The sequence below is a fragment of the Nesterenkonia suensis genome (genome assembly GCF_054782935.1).
In genome coordinates this window covers 780,746-798,650 of sequence record NZ_BAAGRN010000001.1, presented here as the reverse complement: position 1 = coordinate 798,650, position 17,905 = coordinate 780,746, and the positions used below count along the sequence as shown (strand labels likewise).

Annotated in this window: 15 protein-coding genes; 7 read left to right on the top strand and 8 right to left on the bottom strand. The window is 68.3% G+C overall.

Annotation, left to right across the window (positions count from 1 at the left end):
• Positions 1–9: 9 nt before the first annotated feature.
• The 6 genes from ACYVKI_RS03460 to guaB1 form a co-directional block, all read right to left on the bottom strand.
• Positions 10–894, bottom strand: a complete 885-nt coding sequence (locus tag ACYVKI_RS03460; protein ID WP_460688938.1) for a metal ABC transporter permease — start codon at positions 892–894, stop codon at positions 10–12.
• The gene (locus ACYVKI_RS03455; RefSeq protein ID WP_460688937.1) at positions 891–1,826 is read right to left on the bottom strand and encodes a metal ABC transporter ATP-binding protein; all 936 of its coding nucleotides are present in this window, start codon (positions 1,824–1,826) and stop codon (positions 891–893) included. The genes ACYVKI_RS03460 and ACYVKI_RS03455 overlap by 4 nt, the downstream gene beginning before the upstream one ends.
• 43 nt (positions 1,827–1,869) lie before the next feature.
• Positions 1,870–2,880, bottom strand: coding sequence for a metal ABC transporter solute-binding protein, Zn/Mn family (locus ACYVKI_RS03450; protein WP_460688936.1), 1,011 nt, complete (start codon positions 2,878–2,880; stop codon positions 1,870–1,872).
• 145 nt (positions 2,881–3,025) lie between these two features.
• Positions 3,026–4,102: a hemolysin family protein gene (locus ACYVKI_RS03445; protein WP_460688935.1), complete on the bottom strand. Its 1,077-nt coding sequence runs from the start codon at positions 4,100–4,102 to the stop codon at positions 3,026–3,028.
• Positions 4,099–5,505, bottom strand: a complete 1,407-nt coding sequence (locus ACYVKI_RS03440; RefSeq protein WP_460688934.1) for a hemolysin family protein — start codon at positions 5,503–5,505, stop codon at positions 4,099–4,101. The genes ACYVKI_RS03445 and ACYVKI_RS03440 overlap by 4 nt, the downstream gene beginning before the upstream one ends.
• A 243-nt stretch (positions 5,506–5,748) precedes the next feature.
• On the bottom strand, positions 5,749–7,254 hold the full coding sequence (gene guaB1 / locus ACYVKI_RS03435; RefSeq protein WP_460688933.1) for a GMP reductase: 1,506 nt from the start codon (positions 7,252–7,254) through the stop codon (positions 5,749–5,751).
• 309 nt (positions 7,255–7,563) lie between these two features.
• Between guaB1 and ACYVKI_RS03430 the strand changes: the two genes are divergently transcribed.
• The 3 genes from ACYVKI_RS03430 to ACYVKI_RS03420 all read left to right on the top strand — a co-directional run bounded on the left by ACYVKI_RS03430 (position 7,564) and on the right by ACYVKI_RS03420 (position 12,446).
• Positions 7,564–11,451, top strand: a complete 3,888-nt coding sequence (locus tag ACYVKI_RS03430) for a multifunctional oxoglutarate decarboxylase/oxoglutarate dehydrogenase thiamine pyrophosphate-binding subunit/dihydrolipoyllysine-residue succinyltransferase subunit (RefSeq protein ID WP_460688932.1) — start codon at positions 7,564–7,566, stop codon at positions 11,449–11,451.
• Positions 11,452–11,723: 272 nt separating this feature from the next.
• Positions 11,724–12,323, top strand: coding sequence for a GDSL-type esterase/lipase family protein (locus tag ACYVKI_RS03425; protein ID WP_460688931.1), 600 nt, complete (start codon positions 11,724–11,726; stop codon positions 12,321–12,323).
• A 48-nt stretch (positions 12,324–12,371) separates the two neighbouring features.
• Complete coding sequence (locus tag ACYVKI_RS03420; RefSeq protein ID WP_396415568.1) at positions 12,372–12,446, top strand: 50S ribosomal protein bL37; 75 nt, start codon at positions 12,372–12,374, stop codon at positions 12,444–12,446.
• Between the two features lie 86 nt (positions 12,447–12,532).
• On the opposite strand, the gene rsrA is transcribed toward ACYVKI_RS03420, so the two are convergent.
• Together rsrA and ACYVKI_RS03410 are read right to left on the bottom strand one after the other, a co-directional pair.
• Positions 12,533–12,829, bottom strand: a complete 297-nt coding sequence (rsrA, locus tag ACYVKI_RS03415) for a mycothiol system anti-sigma-R factor (RefSeq protein WP_460688930.1) — start codon at positions 12,827–12,829, stop codon at positions 12,533–12,535.
• Positions 12,826–13,440: a sigma-70 family RNA polymerase sigma factor gene (locus tag ACYVKI_RS03410; protein ID WP_460688929.1), complete on the bottom strand. Its 615-nt coding sequence runs from the start codon at positions 13,438–13,440 to the stop codon at positions 12,826–12,828. The genes rsrA and ACYVKI_RS03410 overlap by 4 nt, the downstream gene beginning before the upstream one ends.
• Before the next feature lie 242 nt (positions 13,441–13,682).
• On the opposite strand from ACYVKI_RS03410, the gene ACYVKI_RS03405 reads away from it, so the two are divergent.
• From ACYVKI_RS03405 to hisN, 4 genes are read left to right on the top strand one after another with little or no spacing between them, the layout of a single operon-like run.
• Positions 13,683–14,324 (top strand): DoxX family protein, encoded by a 642-nt coding sequence (locus ACYVKI_RS03405; RefSeq protein WP_460688928.1) that lies wholly within the window; start codon positions 13,683–13,685, stop codon positions 14,322–14,324.
• A 29-nt stretch (positions 14,325–14,353) separates the two neighbouring features.
• On the top strand, positions 14,354–15,784 hold the full coding sequence (locus ACYVKI_RS03400; RefSeq protein WP_460688927.1) for a 3-phosphoshikimate 1-carboxyvinyltransferase: 1,431 nt from the start codon (positions 14,354–14,356) through the stop codon (positions 15,782–15,784).
• The gene (rsgA, locus tag ACYVKI_RS03395; RefSeq protein ID WP_460688926.1) at positions 15,781–17,058 is read left to right on the top strand and encodes a ribosome small subunit-dependent GTPase A; all 1,278 of its coding nucleotides are present in this window, start codon (positions 15,781–15,783) and stop codon (positions 17,056–17,058) included. Before ACYVKI_RS03400 ends, rsgA begins: the two co-directional genes overlap by 4 nt.
• Positions 17,055–17,888 carry a histidinol-phosphatase gene (gene hisN / locus ACYVKI_RS03390; RefSeq protein ID WP_460688925.1) on the top strand — a complete coding sequence of 278 codons (834 nt, stop codon included), beginning with the start codon at positions 17,055–17,057 and terminating at the stop codon, positions 17,886–17,888. Before rsgA ends, hisN begins: the two co-directional genes overlap by 4 nt.
• Positions 17,889–17,905 lie beyond the last annotated feature (17 nt).

Sequence of the window (17,905 nt, the reverse complement as noted above, 5' to 3'; positions counted from 1 at the left end):
TCGGGCTGGTCAGGAGCCGGCCGGGACCGCCATCACGCGAGCCGCCTGCTCCTGACGGCGCAGCCGACGGCCACGGCCGATGAGCAGACACACCAGATAGATCAGGAATGAGATCGTGGTGATATAGGGGCTGATCGGAATCTGCCCCGTGATCGCGAGCATGATCCCGCCCACTGAGGAGATCAGCGCGAAGACCATGGACAGGGCCACGGCCATCACCGGCCGGGCGGTGACCTTCAACGCCGCAGCGGCCGGGACGACCACCAGGGACAGCACCAGCAGGGCGCCCACCACCTGGACAGACATCGCCACGGCGGCTCCGAGCAGCACCATGAACACCAGCGAGAGCGCGTTGACGGGCACACCGCGGGCCTGAGCCAGCTGCGGGTCGATCGAGGAGAAGAGCATCGGCCGCCAGACGACCGCCAGCAGCGCGGTGATCACCAGCGCGCCGGTGACCAGCGTGCGCGTCTGCATGTCGTCGACCCCGACGATCTGTCCTGTCAGCAGCCCGAACCGGTTGGCCGACCGGCCCTGATACAGCGAGAGGAAGAGGATCCCCAGCCCCAGGCCGAACGGCATCAGCACACCGGTGACCGCACTGGTGTCCTTGTCCTTCAGGCTCAACACCCCGATCAGCACAGCCGCCCCGATGGCCCCCATCGCGGAACCGAGCACGACGTCGAGGCCGATCAGCAGGAACAGAGCCGCCCCCGCGAAGGAGATCTCGGCGATGCCGTGGACCACCAGGGCGGTGCGGCGCAGCATGATGAGCACTCCGATGACCCCGCCCATCAGCCCGAGGACCGCCGCCGTGATCACCGAGTTCCGCACCAGCGAGAACAGCTCCCAATAGCCGTCCACACTGAACGATGAAGTGACCTGTTCGATCATCGGGCCGCTCCCATCCGACGCCCCTCAGGGGCCTGCTCCGCGTCACCGCGCGGAGGGCCGGGATGACTATGCGGCTCGTGGTCATCGTCGTGGACATGCGGACCGACCCCCACCCGCGGGTCCTCCGGGGCCCGCGATGGCCCCTCGGTGCCCTGACCGACCTCCCCGTCAGCCCCATGGCCCGGAGCACAGTGATGCCCTTCGAGATGATGGGACATCACCACCAGCCGGCCACGATGCTCGATCACATCGATCGGGGCGTCATAGAGCTCACTGAGCACCTCGGACCGCATGACCTCACGGGTCGGCCCGATCCGGTGCTGGCCACGGGCCAGATAGAGCACCCTGTCCACATGCTCGACGATCGGATTGATCTCGTGCGTGACGAAGACGACCGCAGACCCACGCTCACTGGCCTGCCGCTGGATCAGATCCGTGATGGCCTGCTGATGGTGCAGATCCAGCGAGTGCAGCGGCTCGTCGCAGAGCAGCACCGCCGGATCGGAGGCCAGGGCCTGGGCCGCGCGCAGGCGCTGCTGCTCCCCACCGGAGAGCAGACCCACCGGCATGTCCGCGTAGTCGGTGGCCCCCACCTGTTCGAGGAGCCAGTCAACCTCACGACGCTGAGCACGCGGGCGCAGCCGGAAGCCATAGCGATGTCCGTCCAGACCCAGTGCCACCAGATCCCGGGAGCGCAGCGGCGTCTCCGCCGGCATGGCGTGCTGCTGGGGGATGTAGCCGACGGCGCTGCTGCCGCGGCGCACCGAGCGCCCGGCAACCTTCACCTCACCCCAGCTCAGCTTCTGCAGGCCCAGCAGCACCTTCAGCAGTGTGGACTTCCCGGCCCCGTTGGGACCAAGCACCGCGAGGAACTCCCCGGCGGAGAGGTCGAGATCGACCCCTTTCCACAGCGTGCGTCCGTGAAAGGCCATACCTGCCCGATTCAGCGACAGGACGGCAGGGGGTGCCGCACAATCAGCCACGCCGGTCCTCCACGATGTCTTCGACCTGGTCGATGTTGTGCTCCATCCACTCCAGGAAGTCGTCGATGTCATCGGGCAGAGTCTCGGAGAACTCCAGGACCGGCAGGCCGGCATCCTCGGCGGCCAGCCGGATCTGCAGGGACTGGTTGGTCTCCGTCTGCTCGTTGTAGGCCAGCATGTCGATGTCATCGCTGGTGACGATGTCCAGGGCGTCCTGGTACAGACGCGGGGCGACGTCGTCGCCGTGCTCCACCGCCGCGAGGAACCGCTCCTCGGTGAGGTCCTCGAAACCGGCGTCGAGCAGCAGGAACTGCGAGACCGGCTCCGTGGCCAGATACGCCAGACCCTCGGCGCCGAGGGCACGGTTCCGCTCATCGAGCGCCTCGATCTCCTCGACCAGCCGCTGCGCGTTCTCCGCGTAGAGGTCCGCGTTCTCCGGTGCGAGGTCACCCATGTGCTCGCCGAAGTCGCGGGCCACCTCTGCCATCAGGGCCAGGTCGTACCAGACATGCTCGTTCTCGTAGCTGCCGGTCCACTCATGCGAATGATGATTCTCCCCCTCGATGATCTGATACACCAGGTCATCCTTGTCGGCAGAAGCGGCGAGCCGAGTGATGAAGGGGTCATAGCCACCGCCGTTGGCGATGATCACATCCGCGTTCTCGATGCTGAGCCGGTCCTGCGGAGTTGCCTCATAGGAGTGTGGATCCATGGCGGGATTGTCCACCATCGCCTCCACCTCGGCAGTGTCCCCGACGATCTTCTCCGCCAGATCGGAGTACACGTCGGTGGAGGCCACGATGACCAGGCCGGTGTCCTCCCCGTCCGCCGACGTCGGCTGTTGCGCGCCGTCATTCCCGCCGTCCTGGCCGCCCCCGCATCCCGTGAGCGCCAGCGTGAGAGCACCGAGCAGGCCGGCCGCCCGGGCCAGCGGAGGCCGACGGCCAGCTCCCCGGCGGAGTGCGGCGGGTGATCCTGCATCGGGGCGGGAGATGTCGGGCATGGTGTGGTCTTTCCTGAGTCGCGGGGCTGATCCGGCGCAGCGCGTCAGCGCCGGTGGCGGACTTCAGCGTACGCCTGCACACTGTTGCGAACAAATCTCATCTTCAGGTATTCCGCGTGATCCTTCCCACAGGCCGCCGAACGGCTCACCCATCCTCGCCGACGGTGTGCTGGCGCCGCGAGTCCCGTGCCTGCGTCGCATCGTGGATCTCACCGACCAGGACCTCCAGGACGTCCTCCAGGAAGAGGACTCCTCGAGTGACGCCGTCGTCGTCGATCACCCGCGCCAGGTGGGACCCGGTGCGCTGCATCTGCGCCAGGCAGTCCTCGATCTCGTCCGCGCAGGCCATGTTGCCCAGCGAACGCACCGTGGTGACCGGGATCGGCTCCCCCACCTGGGACTCGGGAAGACTCATCACATCCTTCAGATGCACGTAACCGGCGAAGTCCCCCTCTTCGTCGACGACCACGAACCGGGAGAAGCCGGTCCGGCCGACGGCCTTCTCCACCTGCCGAGGGGTCACCTCGGAAGGCACTGTGACGACGTCGTCCACCCGCACCATCACAGAGTCCGCGGTGTAGTCGGAGAACACCAGGGCTCCCGCGATGACCCCGGCATCATCATGCACGGTGCCTCCACGGGTCGACTCGGCGACGATTGACTGCATCTCCTCCAAGGTGAAGGTGGAGACCACCTCGTCACGGGGCGTGACCCCGACGAGCCGCAGCACGGCATTCGCCGCGTGGTTCAGCAGCAGGATCACCGGCTTGAGGATCCGGTAGAGCACCACCAGCGGAGGGGCCAGCATGAGCACCGCGCGATCGGCCACCGACACGGCGAAGTTCTTCGGCACCATCTCGCCGAGCGTGACGTGCAGGAAGGAGACCAGTGCCAGGGCCACCAGGAAGGCGGTGATGGAGGCCGCGGTGGTGTTCATCCCGACCAGGGTGAGCGGATCCGTGAGCAGATGGTGGATGGCCGGCTCGGAGACCTGCAGGATCAGCAGGGAGCACACGGTGATCCCCAGCTGCGCGATGGCCAGCATCTGCGAGACATGCTCCATCGCGTACAGCGCCGTGCGCGCCGCCTTGGACCCGGCCTCGGCCCGCGGCTCGATCTGGCTGCGACGAGCGCTCATCACCGCGAACTCCCCGGCGACGAAGAAAGCATTGCCAGCCAGCAGCACGACCAGCCAGACGATTCCCATCACATCGCTCGTCATCGACGACCACCCCCGTTGCGATCCGCGGCCGCCCGCATGTGTTCCGCCCGTTCGGCGGCCGCTCGGCGCGCGCGCTCAGCGGCGGCCTCGGCAGCGAGCCGACGTGCCTCAGGGTCGGGGGTGAACCGGAGACGATCGATGCGCCGCCCCTCCACACCGACCACGGTGAGCCGCCCGCCGTGGACCTCCACCTCGTCGCCGACGGCGGCGATCCGGCCCAGCCGGTCCAGCATGAAGCCCGCCACCGTCTCATAGGCCGGATCCTCCGGAACCTCCAGCTCCAGGACCTGGACGTTGATCTCGTCAGGACGCAGCAGCCCCGGAAAGTACCAGTCGCCGGTGGCGGCCTGGAGCACACCGGGAGTGAGCCGGTCATGCTCATCGGCGACCTCCCCGACGATCTCCTCGATGAGATCCTCCAGGGTGACCACACCGGCGGTGCCGCCGTACTCATCGACCACCACGGCCACCTGCAGCGGAGACTCGCGCAGAACCGAGAGCAGCGCGTCGAGATGGATGGTCTCCGGGATGCGGGTGATCTCGGTCATCACCGTCGCGGCCACCAGCCCTTCGCGCTTGTCACGCGGGACGGCCACCGCCTTCTTCAGATGCGCGACGCCGCGGACCTCGTCGACCGACTCTCCCAGCACGGGGAACCGCGAGTGCCCCGTCCGGCGGGCAACATCGATCAGTGCGGTCAGCGGGGCGTCGGCGTCGACCGTGATCATCCGAGGACGCGGCGTCATCACGTCGGCCGCCGTGCGCTCGGAGAACCGCAGGGTGCGGTCGAGATAGGCGGCGGTGCCCTCGTCGAGAGTGCCGAGCATGGCGGACCGGCGCACCATCGAGGACAGCTCCTCCGGAGTGCGCGCGCCCGAGAGCTCCTCCTTGACCTCCAGGCCGAAACGATGCAGCACCTGGTTGGAGAAGCCGTTGAGGACCACGATCAACGGTCGGAACAGGGCGGTGAAGATCAGCTGAGGACGCGCCAAGGCACGACCGATGCGGAAGGCTTCGGCGATGGCGAGGTTCTTCGGCACCAGCTCCCCGATGAGCATCGTCACCAAAGTGGCGATGATCATCGCCACAGTCAGTGAGACTGCCCCCGCCGCCTGATCGGGCACTCCGAGGAGCTGGATCGGGCCGGCGAGCAGCACCCCCAGGGCAGGCTCGGCCACGTAGCCGGTCAGCAGTGTGGTCAGTGTGATGCCCAACTGACAGCTGGACAGCTGTGTGGACAGCGACTTCAGGCACCGCATCAGCGGCACGGCACGTCGGTCGCCATGGTCGACGGCGCGTTGGACGGTGGGCTGGTCGAGCGCCACGAGGGAGAATTCGACGGCGACGAAGAAGCCGGTGCCGAGGATCAGCAGGAGTCCGACGCCCAGGAGGATCCATTCCACGGTGTCAGCTGCACCTCCGCGACTCCGCAGGGCGACACACCGGTGCCGCGGGGCGGGCGGGGCTGCGAGGTGATGCCGCAGGGCGGCGGATCGGTGCCTGGATCAGGGCGGACCGGGCCGGCTGGCGATCAGGAACAGTGAGAATCAGGCGCGAGCCCGGTTGTCGATACTCCATAAGGCTTCGCAGTGTACAGCGCGACGCCTCCGACGCACCACTTGAGGGCCGAGGCCCGGCCCCCGGGGTCACCAGGTGGTGGGGACCGGCTTGCCCTCCTCATAGCCGGCGGCGGACTGCACCCCGGCGACGGCCTGCTCCCGGAACTGGGCGAGATCCCGCGCACCGGCGTAGGTCATCGAGGACCGGACACCGGCGGTGATGGTGTCCAGCAGGTCCTCCACCCCGGGACGCTGCGGGTCGAGGTACATCTTCGAGGAGGAGATCCCCTCCTCGAAGAGCCCCTTCCGCGCCCGAGCGAAGGCGTCCTCCCCGGCTGTGCGGTGCTGGACGGCACGGGCCGAGGCCATGCCGTAGCTCTCCTTGTATCGCCGGCCGTCCGCCTCGCTGATCAGGTCTCCGGGACTCTCGAAAGTGCCCGCGAACCACGAGCCGACCATCACCTGGGAGGCCCCGGCGGCCAGGGCCAGGGCGATGTCACGAGGGTGCCGCACCCCGCCGTCGGCCCAGATCCGCCGACCCAGCTCACGGGCGGCGGCGGCGCACTCGAGCACGGCGGAGAACTGAGGACGGCCCACCGCCGTCATCATCCGTGTGGTGCACATCGCGCCGGGCCCCACCCCGACCTTGACGATGTCGGCCCCCGCCTCCACGAGGTCCCGCACGCCCTGGGCCGAGACGACGTTTCCGGCCACCACCGGGACGGCGCCACGCTCGCCCGCCCGGGAGTCCACCACCCGACGCACAGTGCTGAGGGCTTCGACCATCCGGCGCTGATGGCCGTGGGCGGTGTCGACGACCAGCACATCGACGCCCGCGTCGAGCAGACCCTCCGCCTTGGAGGCGACATCACCGTTGATGCCCACTGCGGCTGCCACCTTCAGATGCCCCGAGGCGTCGACGTTCGGCGCGTAGAGCGTGGAGCGCAGCGCCCCGCGCGGAGTGAGCACCCCGGCGAGGGTTCCATCGGAGGTGGTCACCGGCGCATAGTCGCAGCCGGCCTCCTCCATGGCGAGGAACGCCTGGCGCAGGCCGGCGTCGAGCGCCTCCGCATCCTGCGCATCCGCGCGCTCCGCCAGGCCGAGTTCGGCGGTGGTGAAACGGACCTGGGGCATGCGCATCACCGATCCCACCGAGGAGAAGCGGTCCTGGCCCTCACCGTCCTCGGCGTTCACGACCCCGGCGAGCCGGAGATCCTCATCCACCACGCAGACCGTGTGGTGGTTTCGTTTGTCCAGCAGGTGGAGCACGTCGAGCAGGGTGTCCTGAGGGCCGACCTTCAGCGGGGTCTCAAAGACCGGGTGACAGGACTTGACCCAGCTGGTCACCTGACGGATGACCTCCAGCGGGATGTCCTGGGGCAGCACCCCGAGCCCGCCACGGCGGGCCATGGTCTCCACCATCCGCCGCCCCGTCACCGTGGTCATGTTGGCCGCCACCAGCGGCATGGAGGCGCCGGTACCGTCGTCGGCGGAGATGTCCACCTCCATGCGAGACATCGCGTCGGACCGGGACGGCACGAGGAACACGTCCGCGTAGGTCAGATCGGTGGTGGGCTCGTTGATGAACTTCATGGGGTCGTCGTCCACCCTTCGTGGTCTGGCGCTCGCGCCGCGGGGAGGCATCGGTTCGGATGCATCGCACGGCATCAGACACGATACCGCGCGCGGTGGCGACCCCGTCGGGAAAGTCACTATGCTGGGACGAGGTGACCGAGAGGGTCTCCGGCCGGCCGGGGTGTGAGCCTCGCAGGCGGTGAGGACGCCGTCGTCGTGACCCTCGAAGGTGGGAATATCGCACCGCAGGCCGAGCACCTCGGCCCGGGATGAAGGTACGGCGGTGCGGCGAACCGACACAACACATATGGAAGAGGCGTATCCACAGTGCCAGAGCTAACGTCCAGCCGTCTCGCGGAGGAGTTCCCCGGAAACGAATGGTTGGTCGCCGACATATACGACAAGTACAAGGCGGATCCTGACTCCGTGGACCGCAAGTGGGCCGACATCTTCCGCCGGCTCGAAGGCGAGGCACCGTCAGGGATCGCTGAGGCTCAGCCCGGCAACGGGGCCGCGCAGCAGCCAGCAGCAGCCTCTCCCACCCGCTCCACGGGCACTGCGACGACGCCGTCCGACGCCGACTCCGCCACCGAGGCACGCCCCGCCGCCGCGAACCAGAAGGACCCGCGCAGCGAGAGCACCCCGGTCACGGCCAAGCCTGCCGAGCCTGACTACCTGCAGAAGCCCACCGGGGAGAAGACCACCACGGGAAGCCGACCGGTGGCTCCCAAGCAGCCGACCACCAAGAAGGCCAAGGACTCCGGGACGACGCCGATCCCCTCCGAGCCCTCCACCGCCCGGAGCGACGACTCCCCCAAGGAGCAGAAGCAGGACGAGGTCACGGTCCTGAAGGGCATGTCCAAGGCCATCGCCGCCAACATGGACGCCTCGCTCTCGGTCCCCACCGCCACCACCGTCCGCGCCGTGCCGGCGAAGCTGTTGATCGACAACCGCGTCGTGATCAACAATCACCTCAAACGCACACGCGGCGGCAAGGTCTCCTTCACCCACATCATCGGATACGCCATGGTCAAGGCCCTGCGCGCCCACCCGTCGATGAACGTGGTCTACGACACCAAGGACGGCAAGCCGGCCGCCGTGCAGCCCGCCCATGTGAACTTCGGCCTGGCCATCGACATGCCGCGCCCGGACGGCAGCCGCGCCCTGGTGGTGCCGAACATCAAGGCCGCCGAGGACATGAGCTTCACCGAGTTCTGGGCCGCCTATGACGACGTCGTCAAGCGGGCTCGGGACAACAAGCTCACCCCGGACGACTACTCCGGCACCACCGTCTCGCTCACCAACCCGGGCGGGATCGGCACCGTGCACTCGGTGCCGCGCCTGTCCAAGGGCCAGGCGTGCATCATCGGCGTCGGGGCCCTGGAGTACCCCGCAGAGTTCCAGGGCGCCTCGGAGAAGACGCTGAACAAACTGGCCGTCTCCAAGGTCATCACCCTGACCTCCACCTACGACCACCGGGTCATCCAGGGGGCCGGATCCGGGGAGTTCCTGAAGACCATCCATCAGCTGCTGCTGGGCGAGGACGGCTTCTACGACGAGATCTTCGAAGCCCTGCGCATCCCCTACCGTCCGGTGCGCTGGTCGGCCGACATCCAGGTCAACCCCGAGGACCAGATCAACAAGGTCGCGCGGATCCAGCAGCTCATCCATGCCTACCGCGTCCGCGGCCACCTCATGGCCTCAGTGGATCCGCTGGAGTATCGGATGCGTGAGCACCCGGACCTGGAGATCGAGACCCACGGCCTGACCTTGTGGGACCTGGATCGAGACTGGCCCACCGGCGGCTTCGGCGGCAAGCAGATGCTGCCGCTGCGCAACATCCTGGGCGTGCTGCGTGACACCTACTGCCGCAACACCGGCATCGAGTACATGCACATCCAGTCGCCCGAGGAGCGCCAGTGGTTCCAGGACGAGATCGAGCACCCCTATGAGAAGCCCTCTCGTGACGAGCAGTTCCGCATCCTGGGGCGGCTCAATGCCGCCGAGGCGTTCGAAACGTTCCTGCAGACCAAGTTCGTCGGGCAGAAGCGCTTCTCCCTCGAGGGCGGCGAGTCGCTCATCCCGCTGCTGGATGTGATCCTCTCCGAGTCGGCCGACGAAGGCCTGGAAGAGGTCGCCATCGGCATGGCCCACCGCGGGCGGCTGAACGTGCTGGCCAACATCGCTGGGAAGACCTACTCCCAGATCTTCCGCGAGTTCGAGGGCCGGGAAGCCGGCATCGGCTCCGGAGACGTCAAGTACCACCTGGGCACCCGCGGTTCCTTCACCTCCGACCGAGGAAACTCCACCAGCGTCTACCTGGCGGCCAACCCCTCCCATCTGGAGGCAGTCAACCCGGTGCTCGAAGGCATCGTCCGTGCCATGCAGGACCGCCTGGACCAGGGCCCGCAGGGGGCCCACGCCTTCTCCGTGCTGCCGCTGCTGGTCCACGGGGACGCGGCCTTCGCCGGGCAGGGCGTCGTCGCCGAGACCCTGAACCTGTCCCAGCTGCGCGGCTACCGCACCGGGGGCACGGTCCATGTGGTGGTGAACAACCAGGTCGGCTTCACCACCGCCCCGAACTCCGGCCGATCGATGACCTACTGCACCGACATGGCCAAGGCGATCCAGGCGCCCATCTTCCACGTCAACGGCGACGACCCGGAGTCGGTGGCCCGCGCGGCGTCGCTCGCGTTCCAGTACCGCCAGCGGTTCAACAAGGACGTCATCATCGACCTGGTGTGCTACCGGCGTCGCGGGCACAACGAAGGCGACGACCCCTCGATGACCCAGCCGAAGATGTACAACCTCATCGAGGCCAAGCGCTCCACCCGCCGGCTCTACACGGAGAACCTGGTAGGACGTGGCGACATCACCCAGGATGAGGCGGACCAGGCTCTCCAGGACTACCGCCAGCGCCTGGAGCGGGTGTTCACCGAGACCCACGCCGCCCAGACGCAGCCGATCTCGACCCTCTCCAGCACCGGGGACGACGACGTGATCGCACCCACCGCCTCGGAGCTGGAAGAGGACGTCCCGGCCCGTGCCGCCACCGACACGGCCATCTCGGAGGAGGCGCTGGCCCACATCGGAGAGGTCCACACCAACATCCCCGAGACTTTCTCTCCGCATCCGAAGCTGAAGTCGCTGCTGGAGAAGCGCGCCAAGATGGCCCGTGAGGGTGGGATCGACTGGGGCTTCGCGGAGGTCGCGGCCTTCGGTTCCCTGCTCATGGAGGGCATCGAGGTCCGGATGGCGGGTCAGGATTCTCGGCGGGGGACCTTCGTCCAGCGCCATGCCGTCTTCCACGACCGCGTCAACGGCGACGAGTGGTATCCGCTGAAGAACCTCACCGAGGATCAGGCGCGGTTCTTCATCTACGACTCGCTTCTGTCGGAGTATGCCGCCCTCGGCTTCGAGTACGGCTATTCGGTGGAGAACCCACAGGCGCTGGTGCTCTGGGAGGCCCAGTTCGGCGACTTCGTCAACGGTGCGCAGACCGTCATCGATGAGTTCATCGCCACCGCCGAGCAGAAGTGGGGCCAGCGGTCCTCGGTGACGATGCTGCTGCCGCACGGCTACGAGGGTCAGGGGCCGGACCACTCCTCCGGTCGCCCTGAGCGCTTCCTGCAGCTCTGCGCCGAGGACAACATGACCGTGGTGATGCCGTCGACCGGTGCGAACTACTTCCACCTGCTGCGCCGCCAGGCCGTGGCCCGCCCGCGCCGTCCGCTGATCGTCTTCTCCCCGAAGCAGCTGCTCCGGCTCAAGGCTGCGGCCAACTCGGTGGAGGACTTCACCACCGGCACCTTCCGAGAGGTCATCAGCGATACGGCGGTCGACAAGTCTCGGGTGAAGCGAGTCCTGGTCACCTCCGGGCGCCTCTACTACGACCTGGTGGCGACCCGGGCGAAGCACAAGGACGACACCACGGCGATCGTGCGTCTCGAGCAGCTCTACCCGATGCCGGTCGATCAGCTGCGCGAGGAGCTGGCCAGCTACCCGGCGGAGGCGGATTTCGTCTACGCACAGGACGAGCCGGCCAACCAGGGGCCCTGGCCCTTCCTCGGAATGAACCTGGTGCCCCTGCTGGACCAGGACCTGCAGCTGATCTCACGTCGCGAGTCGGCGGCGACCTCTGTGGGTCAGGCGCGCCGCCACGCCAAGGAGCTCGACACGCTCCTGGCCCAGGCGTTCCCGCACCTGAACCTGTGACCGGGTCGCATCGCTGAGCCCAGTGCCTCGCAGTCGGCGGAGGCCGTCCATCTCTCGGGTCGGCGGCCTCCGCCGTCTTCGCTCGGACAGCTGAGGCCGCGCTGGCGGACGCCGGAGGGCTCTGCCGCAGCGGCTTCTCCCGATGGGGTCCCGTGGCGCGTCCGACGCCGTCGGCACACGGCGAAGGGGGTAACGTCAGGGAGAGGAAAGTCGGTATCCGTCAGCCGCCCCGGCGCTCAGCGTCTGGTCGGTGCCACAGAGGAAGGGACGACGTGGAACGCAGCATCAGAATCGTCGCCGTCGGCAATGAGCTGCTCACCGGAGCGGGGGATCCCCGCGCACTGGGGTGGCTCGGTCGGGTGCTGGCGAAGACCCCCACGGACTCCGTGCACCTGGAGCACTACGTGCTGGCCATGCCGAGGGAAGGCACCGAGGCCCTGTCCCACCGGTGGCAGGCCGAAGCCGCTCCCCGATTCGACGAGGACGCGGAGAACCATCTGATGGTGGCCCTGAACGACATCGACCTCGACAGCACGAGCTCCTCGGCGCGCTCCCGGCTCAATCTGGCCAATATTCTGGACCGGGCGAGTCAGGAGGGCATCCGCTGCCTGGTCGTCGGGCCCATTCCTGGGCTGGATCCCGAGCGCAATCAGCGATTGGCCGAGCTCAACACCGCCTACCAGGACGTGGCCTCTCGCCGCTCGCACGTCTACGTGGACACCTTCACCCCGCTGGTCCAGCACGACCAGTGGCGCCACGATCTCGCGAGCAACGACGGGGTCCCCGGTCAGGCCGGCTACGGGCTGATCGCTTGGCTGGTGCTCCACCGCGGCTGGTATCAGTGGCTGGGACTGCGCGAACCCGCGGCATGAGCGCCGAGTCGGCTAAGATGAGATCCAGCCGACGAAAGGAGCTCCACGATGAGCAAGCGTGGACGCAAGCGCAAGGACCGCCGCAAGAACAACGCCAACCACGGTAAGCGGCCCAACTCCTGACCATGTCCGGGCCTGAGCCCGGAGACTGGGACGGCCCCCGCCGGATCACTCCTGCGGGGGCCGTCCCAGTCTCCGGGCTCCTCGCCTCAGCGGCGGCTCTCGTGCCCGGCCTCGACGCGGATCTCGCTGATCCGCTCCAAGATGGTGACCTTCAGAGTCTCCGGGGCACGTTCCGTGCAGGACCGGCGGACCACTGACCGGATGATGCATTCCAGGTCGTAGTCGGAGGCGCATTCAGGGCAGTCGTGCAGATGGGAGCGGACCTCCTCGAGATCGCTGCGGCTGAGCGCACCGTCGAGATACTCGTAGATCCGCTCCATCCGCTCCTGGGTCTCGCGGCAGTCCCCACCGAGGCAGTCCTCCGTGCTGCGGTCTTCGCTCATTTTCGAGCCTCCTGCTTCTTGAAGCCTCGTTCGCGGGCGTAGTCGGTCAACAGTTCGCGCAGCAGCTTGCGTCCACGGTGGAGCCGAGACATCACCGTGCCGATGGGGATGTTGAGGATCTCGGCGATCTCCTTGTAGGCGAAGCCCTCCACATCGGAGAAGTACACGGCCAGCCGGAACTCCTCGGGGATCTGCTGCAGGGCGTCCTTGACGTCGGAGTCCGGAAGGTGGTCCAGCGCCTCGGCCTCGGCGGAGCGCAGCCCGGTGGAGGTGTGCTCGGCGGCCTGGGCCATCTGCCAGTCCTCCACGGTGTCCGTGTTGGCCTGCTGCGGCTGCCGCTGCTTCTTCCGATAGATGTTGATGTAGGTGTTGGTCAGGATCCGGTAGAGCCAGGCCTTGAGGTTCGTGCCGGGCTTGTACTGGTGGAACGCCGAGTAGGCCTTCGTGTAGGCCTCCTGGACCAGGTCCTCGGCGTCCTGTGGGTTGCGCGTCATCCGCATCGCCGCCGAGTAGAGCTGGTCGACGTACTGCAGCGCCTCGGACTCGAAGCGCGCACGCCGCTGCGCGTCGGTCTCCTCGGCCACGTTCACGTTCTCGTCACGGTCTTCCATCACAGAGGAGTCTACGCCCCCGGGGCGGGCCGCGGCCGGGGTCCGGTGCTCCAGCGTGCCTGTGGTCATGGACAGGACAACGAAGAAGTCCGGTCCACAATTCCCCGACCGGGACTGATTGGGTAGATTGTCTTCTGGACGATGCCGAACGCCTCGATGTCCGGCAAGCACAGCTCAACCGAGTTCACACGCACGCGGAGCCGGGTGAAGACCCCGGCTCCTCGGCGCCACAGGAGGATTTCATGTCTCTGATCCGCAAAGTCGCCCGCCCGCTGCTCGGCGCCGGCTTCATCGCCGACGGCATCGACCGCCTCCGCAACACGGAGGAGGCCGCCGAGAAGCTGGAGCCCACCCTGCAGGAGCTCGGTTCGCTGGTCCCCCAGGCGGAGATCGTCACCGCTGATCCGCGGCGCACCGCCCAGGTGCTCGGCGGGATCGAGGTCGTCGCGGGCCTGGCCCTGGCCATCGGGAAGTGCCCCCGTCTGGCGGCGTTCGGCCTGATCGGGGTGCACAAGCTCAACAGCTATGTGGAGCTGCGCAGTGCGGGCCTGGACTCTGTCGAAGACCTGACCTCCCAGCGCGACACGCTGCTGAAGAATCTGGCCATCCTCGGCGGTCTGGGCCTGGCCGTCGCCGACCTGGACGGCAGGCCGTCGTTGGGCTGGCGCGCCGAGCACCTGACCAGGCAGACCCGGAAGAAGGGCGCCCGGTTCAAGGACAAGACGCACCAGTGGGCTGAAGACTTCGGCGATGACGCCGTCAAGACCGCCAAGGCTCTGGAGCGCGACGCCGCGAAGACCTTCAAGCGGGCCGAGAAGGAAGCCGTGAAGGCCATCTCCGCAGCCGCCAAGGAAGGCAAGAAGAAGGCCGAGGACGCGCTCTGAGCACCACGATGTCTGCTGAGGCTCCCCCGGTGCCCCCGACCCCGTGGCCCGCGCCGCGTGCGGGGGCACCAGTGCGTGGAGAGGTCATCGTCCCGGCCTCGAAGTCGCTGACGAATCGCCTTCTGCTGCTGGCCGCTCTGGCGGATGGGCCGTCCGTCGTGGTCAATGCTCTGCAGTCACGCGATTCCGCGCTGATGCTCACCGCCCTGGAACAGTTGGGGGCCGTTGTGGAGCATCTCGCCGCCTTCGACGGCACCGAGGAGCCCGCCGTGCGGATCACCCCGCTGCCGCTGGGCCAGCACGCGCAGGGTCCGGACCTCCAGGTGGACTGTGGGCTGGCCGGGACCGTCATGCGGTTCCTGCCGGCCGTGGCCGCGCTGACCGGCCGGACTGTGCACTTCGACGGTGATCCGGAGGCACGGGTGCGTCCCATGGGGGCCGTGCTCGACGGGCTGGCCACCCTCGGCGTCCAGGTGAGCGCGGACGCGGGGTCCGCACACGGAGAGTCGGGAGAGTCGAGAGAGTCGAGAGAGTCGGGAGAGTCCGCTGGCGCCCTGTCGGCCGCCCTTCCCTCCACCCTGCCCTTCACGCTGCGCGCCCCCGGCGGGCTCGACGGCGGCGAGACGGCCATCGATGCCTCGGGGTCGTCACAGTTCGTCTCGGGACTTCTGCTGGCCGCTCCTCGCATGGCTCACGGCCTGACCCTGCGGCACTCCGGCACCTCGGTGCCGTCCCTGGAACATGTGGAGATGACCCTGACGGTGCTCGAGCAGCTCGGGGTGACGGTCAGCTCCCCGGCGCCCTACACCTGGCGTGTCGAGCCCGGACCGATCACCCCGTTCACCGTCCGGGTGGAGCCGGATCTCTCCAACGCCGGGCCTTTCCTCTGCGCCGCCGCCGTCACCGGCGGGGAGGTGACGGTTCCCGGCTGGCCGAAGACCTCCACGCAGATCGGGCGCCGCTGGACCCGGCTGCTGGCCAACTTCGGCGCTGAGGTCTCGAGCGTCGATGAGCCCAGCGGGGAGACGGTGACGCTGACCGTGCGGGGTCCGCGGCAGCTGACCACTCCGGGCACCGTCGACGGCACCGCGGAGCTCACCCCCACGGTGGCGGCCCTGGCGGCACTCTGCCCCGGCGAGACGACGTTCACCTCAGTGGCTCATCTTCGCGGCCACGAGACGGATCGCATCGCCGCCCTGGTCGCCGAGATCCGCCGACTGGGCGGAGAGGCTGAGGAGACCGACGACGGTTTTCGGGTCCTGGCCCCCATCACGCACGGCGGGCTGGTGCGCAGCTATGCCGACCACCGCATGGCGACCTTTGCGGCCATCCTGGGACTGGCGACGGACGGGGTGGAGGTCGAGGACATCGGCTGCACGGCGAAGACCATGCCGACCTTCCCTCAGCTGTGGCGGGATCTGATCTCCCCTGGACACGCTGGGGGCGCGGAGACGCCATGAGCCGCCGCTGGTCCTCCCGCCGGGACTGGGATGAGTCCGACGTCCGAGTCCGGCCGAACAAGCGCGGTTCCCGTCCACGTACCAAGGAGACCCCGGACTATCCCGACGCCGAGCTGGGACGCGTGGTCACCGTCGACCGCGGACGTTACACCGTGCGTATGCACCGACTCGAGGAGGCGGATTCCGCCGGCGGCCCAGCGGCTCGGGAGCGCGTCGTGGTGGCTGTCCGTGCCAAGGCGCTGCGCCGCACCCCGGTGGTGCCCGGTGATGTGGTCGCACTGGTGGGTGACACCTCCGGTGAGGACGGTGCTCTGGCCCGTCTGGTGCGGGTCGAGGAACGCTCAACGTTGCTGCGACGCAGTGCTGACGACACTGATGACGCCGAGCGGGTCGTGGTCGCCAACGCCGATCAGCTGCTCATCGTGGTCGCCGCGGCCGATCCCGCACCGCGGACGGGCTTCATCGATCGCGCCCTGGTGGCCGCCTACGACGCCGGCATCGAGCCCATCCTGCTCATCACCAAGGCCGATCTCGCCCAGGACCCGGAGGATCCGGCCGGGTTGGTCAGCCACTATGCCGAGCTCAGCCTGACCATGGTCATCTCCGGACACGCCACGCCGACGTCCGAGGAGTCAGCGACCCCAGAGACCCCAGAGACCCTAGAGACGCCAGAAGCCCCAGAGACATCCGAGCGACCCAGGACGACCGAGGCCGCGGCAGGCCCCGGCGCCTGCTCGCCCCCGACCCTGGAGCCCTCCGCCGTCACGCGCCTGCGGGGCCTGCTCCGCAGGCACGTCACCGCGATGATCGGCCATTCCGGCGTGGGGAAGTCCACCATGGTCAACGCCCTGACCGGGGCTGACCGCGCCACCGGAGGCGTCAACGCCGTCACCGGCCGGGGGCGCCACACCTCCTCCTCCGCGGTGGCGCTGAATCTGGCGCCCTCGGACGACCCTGAGGCCCCGGTGGATGAGGATGCCGCGCGGGAGTCCTGGATCATCGATACCCCCGGGGTGCGCTCGTTCGGCCTGGCCCATGTGGATCCCGATGATGTGCTGGCCGCCTTCGAAGATCTGGTCGAGGGATCGGTCGACTGTGAACCTGGCTGCGCACACGCCGCGCCCGAGGGCGGGTGCGCCCTGGACGCCTGGGTGCAGGCAGGTCATGGCGGCGAGCACGGTGAAGCGCGGTTGGCGTCGCTGCGTGGCCTGCTCTCCTCCCTGGCCGGGTCTGCGCAGGAGCAGGAGGAGAAACGACTAGGGTTGTCCCCATGAACCACCGCACGAGCCCGTACACCGAGGACCTCCGTCTGGCCCATATGATCGCCGACTCCGTGGACTCCCAGACCATGTCGTTCTTCCAGTCCATGGACTTCGCGGTGGAGACGAAACCCGACCTGACGCCGGTGACAGACGCTGACCGTCGGGCCGAGGAGATCATCCGGACTCAGCTGAGCCGCACGCGCGGCCGGGACGCGATCTACGGTGAGGAGTACGGCTCGACCGGTTCGGGACCGCGGCGGTGGGTGATCGACCCGATCGACGGGACCAAGAACTTCGTCCGCGGCGTGCCGGTCTGGGCTACGCTGATCGCCCTGGTGGAGCACGGCGAACCGGTGGTCGGAGTGGTGAGCGCCCCTGCGCTGAATCGTCGGTGGTGGGCGGCCCAGGGCGGTGGCGCCTATACCGGCAAATCGCTCGCGGCGGCCACCCAGCTGGGGGTTTCGAAGGTCTCCTCGCTGACGGACGCCTCCTTCTCCTATTCGTCGTTGACCGGTTGGCGGGAGGTCGGCCGCATCCAGAACTTCCTGGAGCTCACGGATACGGTGTGGCGGACTCGTGCCTACGGCGACTTCTGGTCCTACTGCATGGTCGCCGAGGGTGCGGTCGATCTGGCCGCGGAGCCGGAGCTGGCGCTGCATGACATGGCCGCCCTGGTGCCGATCGTCACCGAGGCGGGAGGACAGTTCACCTCCTTGGACGGAGAGCCCGGCTGCACCGGGAAGAACGCGCTGGCCACCAACGGTCTGCTGCATGAGGCGGCGCTGGGCGCACTCGCACCGGACGCCCCGACGCCGTGGGCGGAGGACGATCGCGAGACCTGACCGGAGGTCGGATCTGT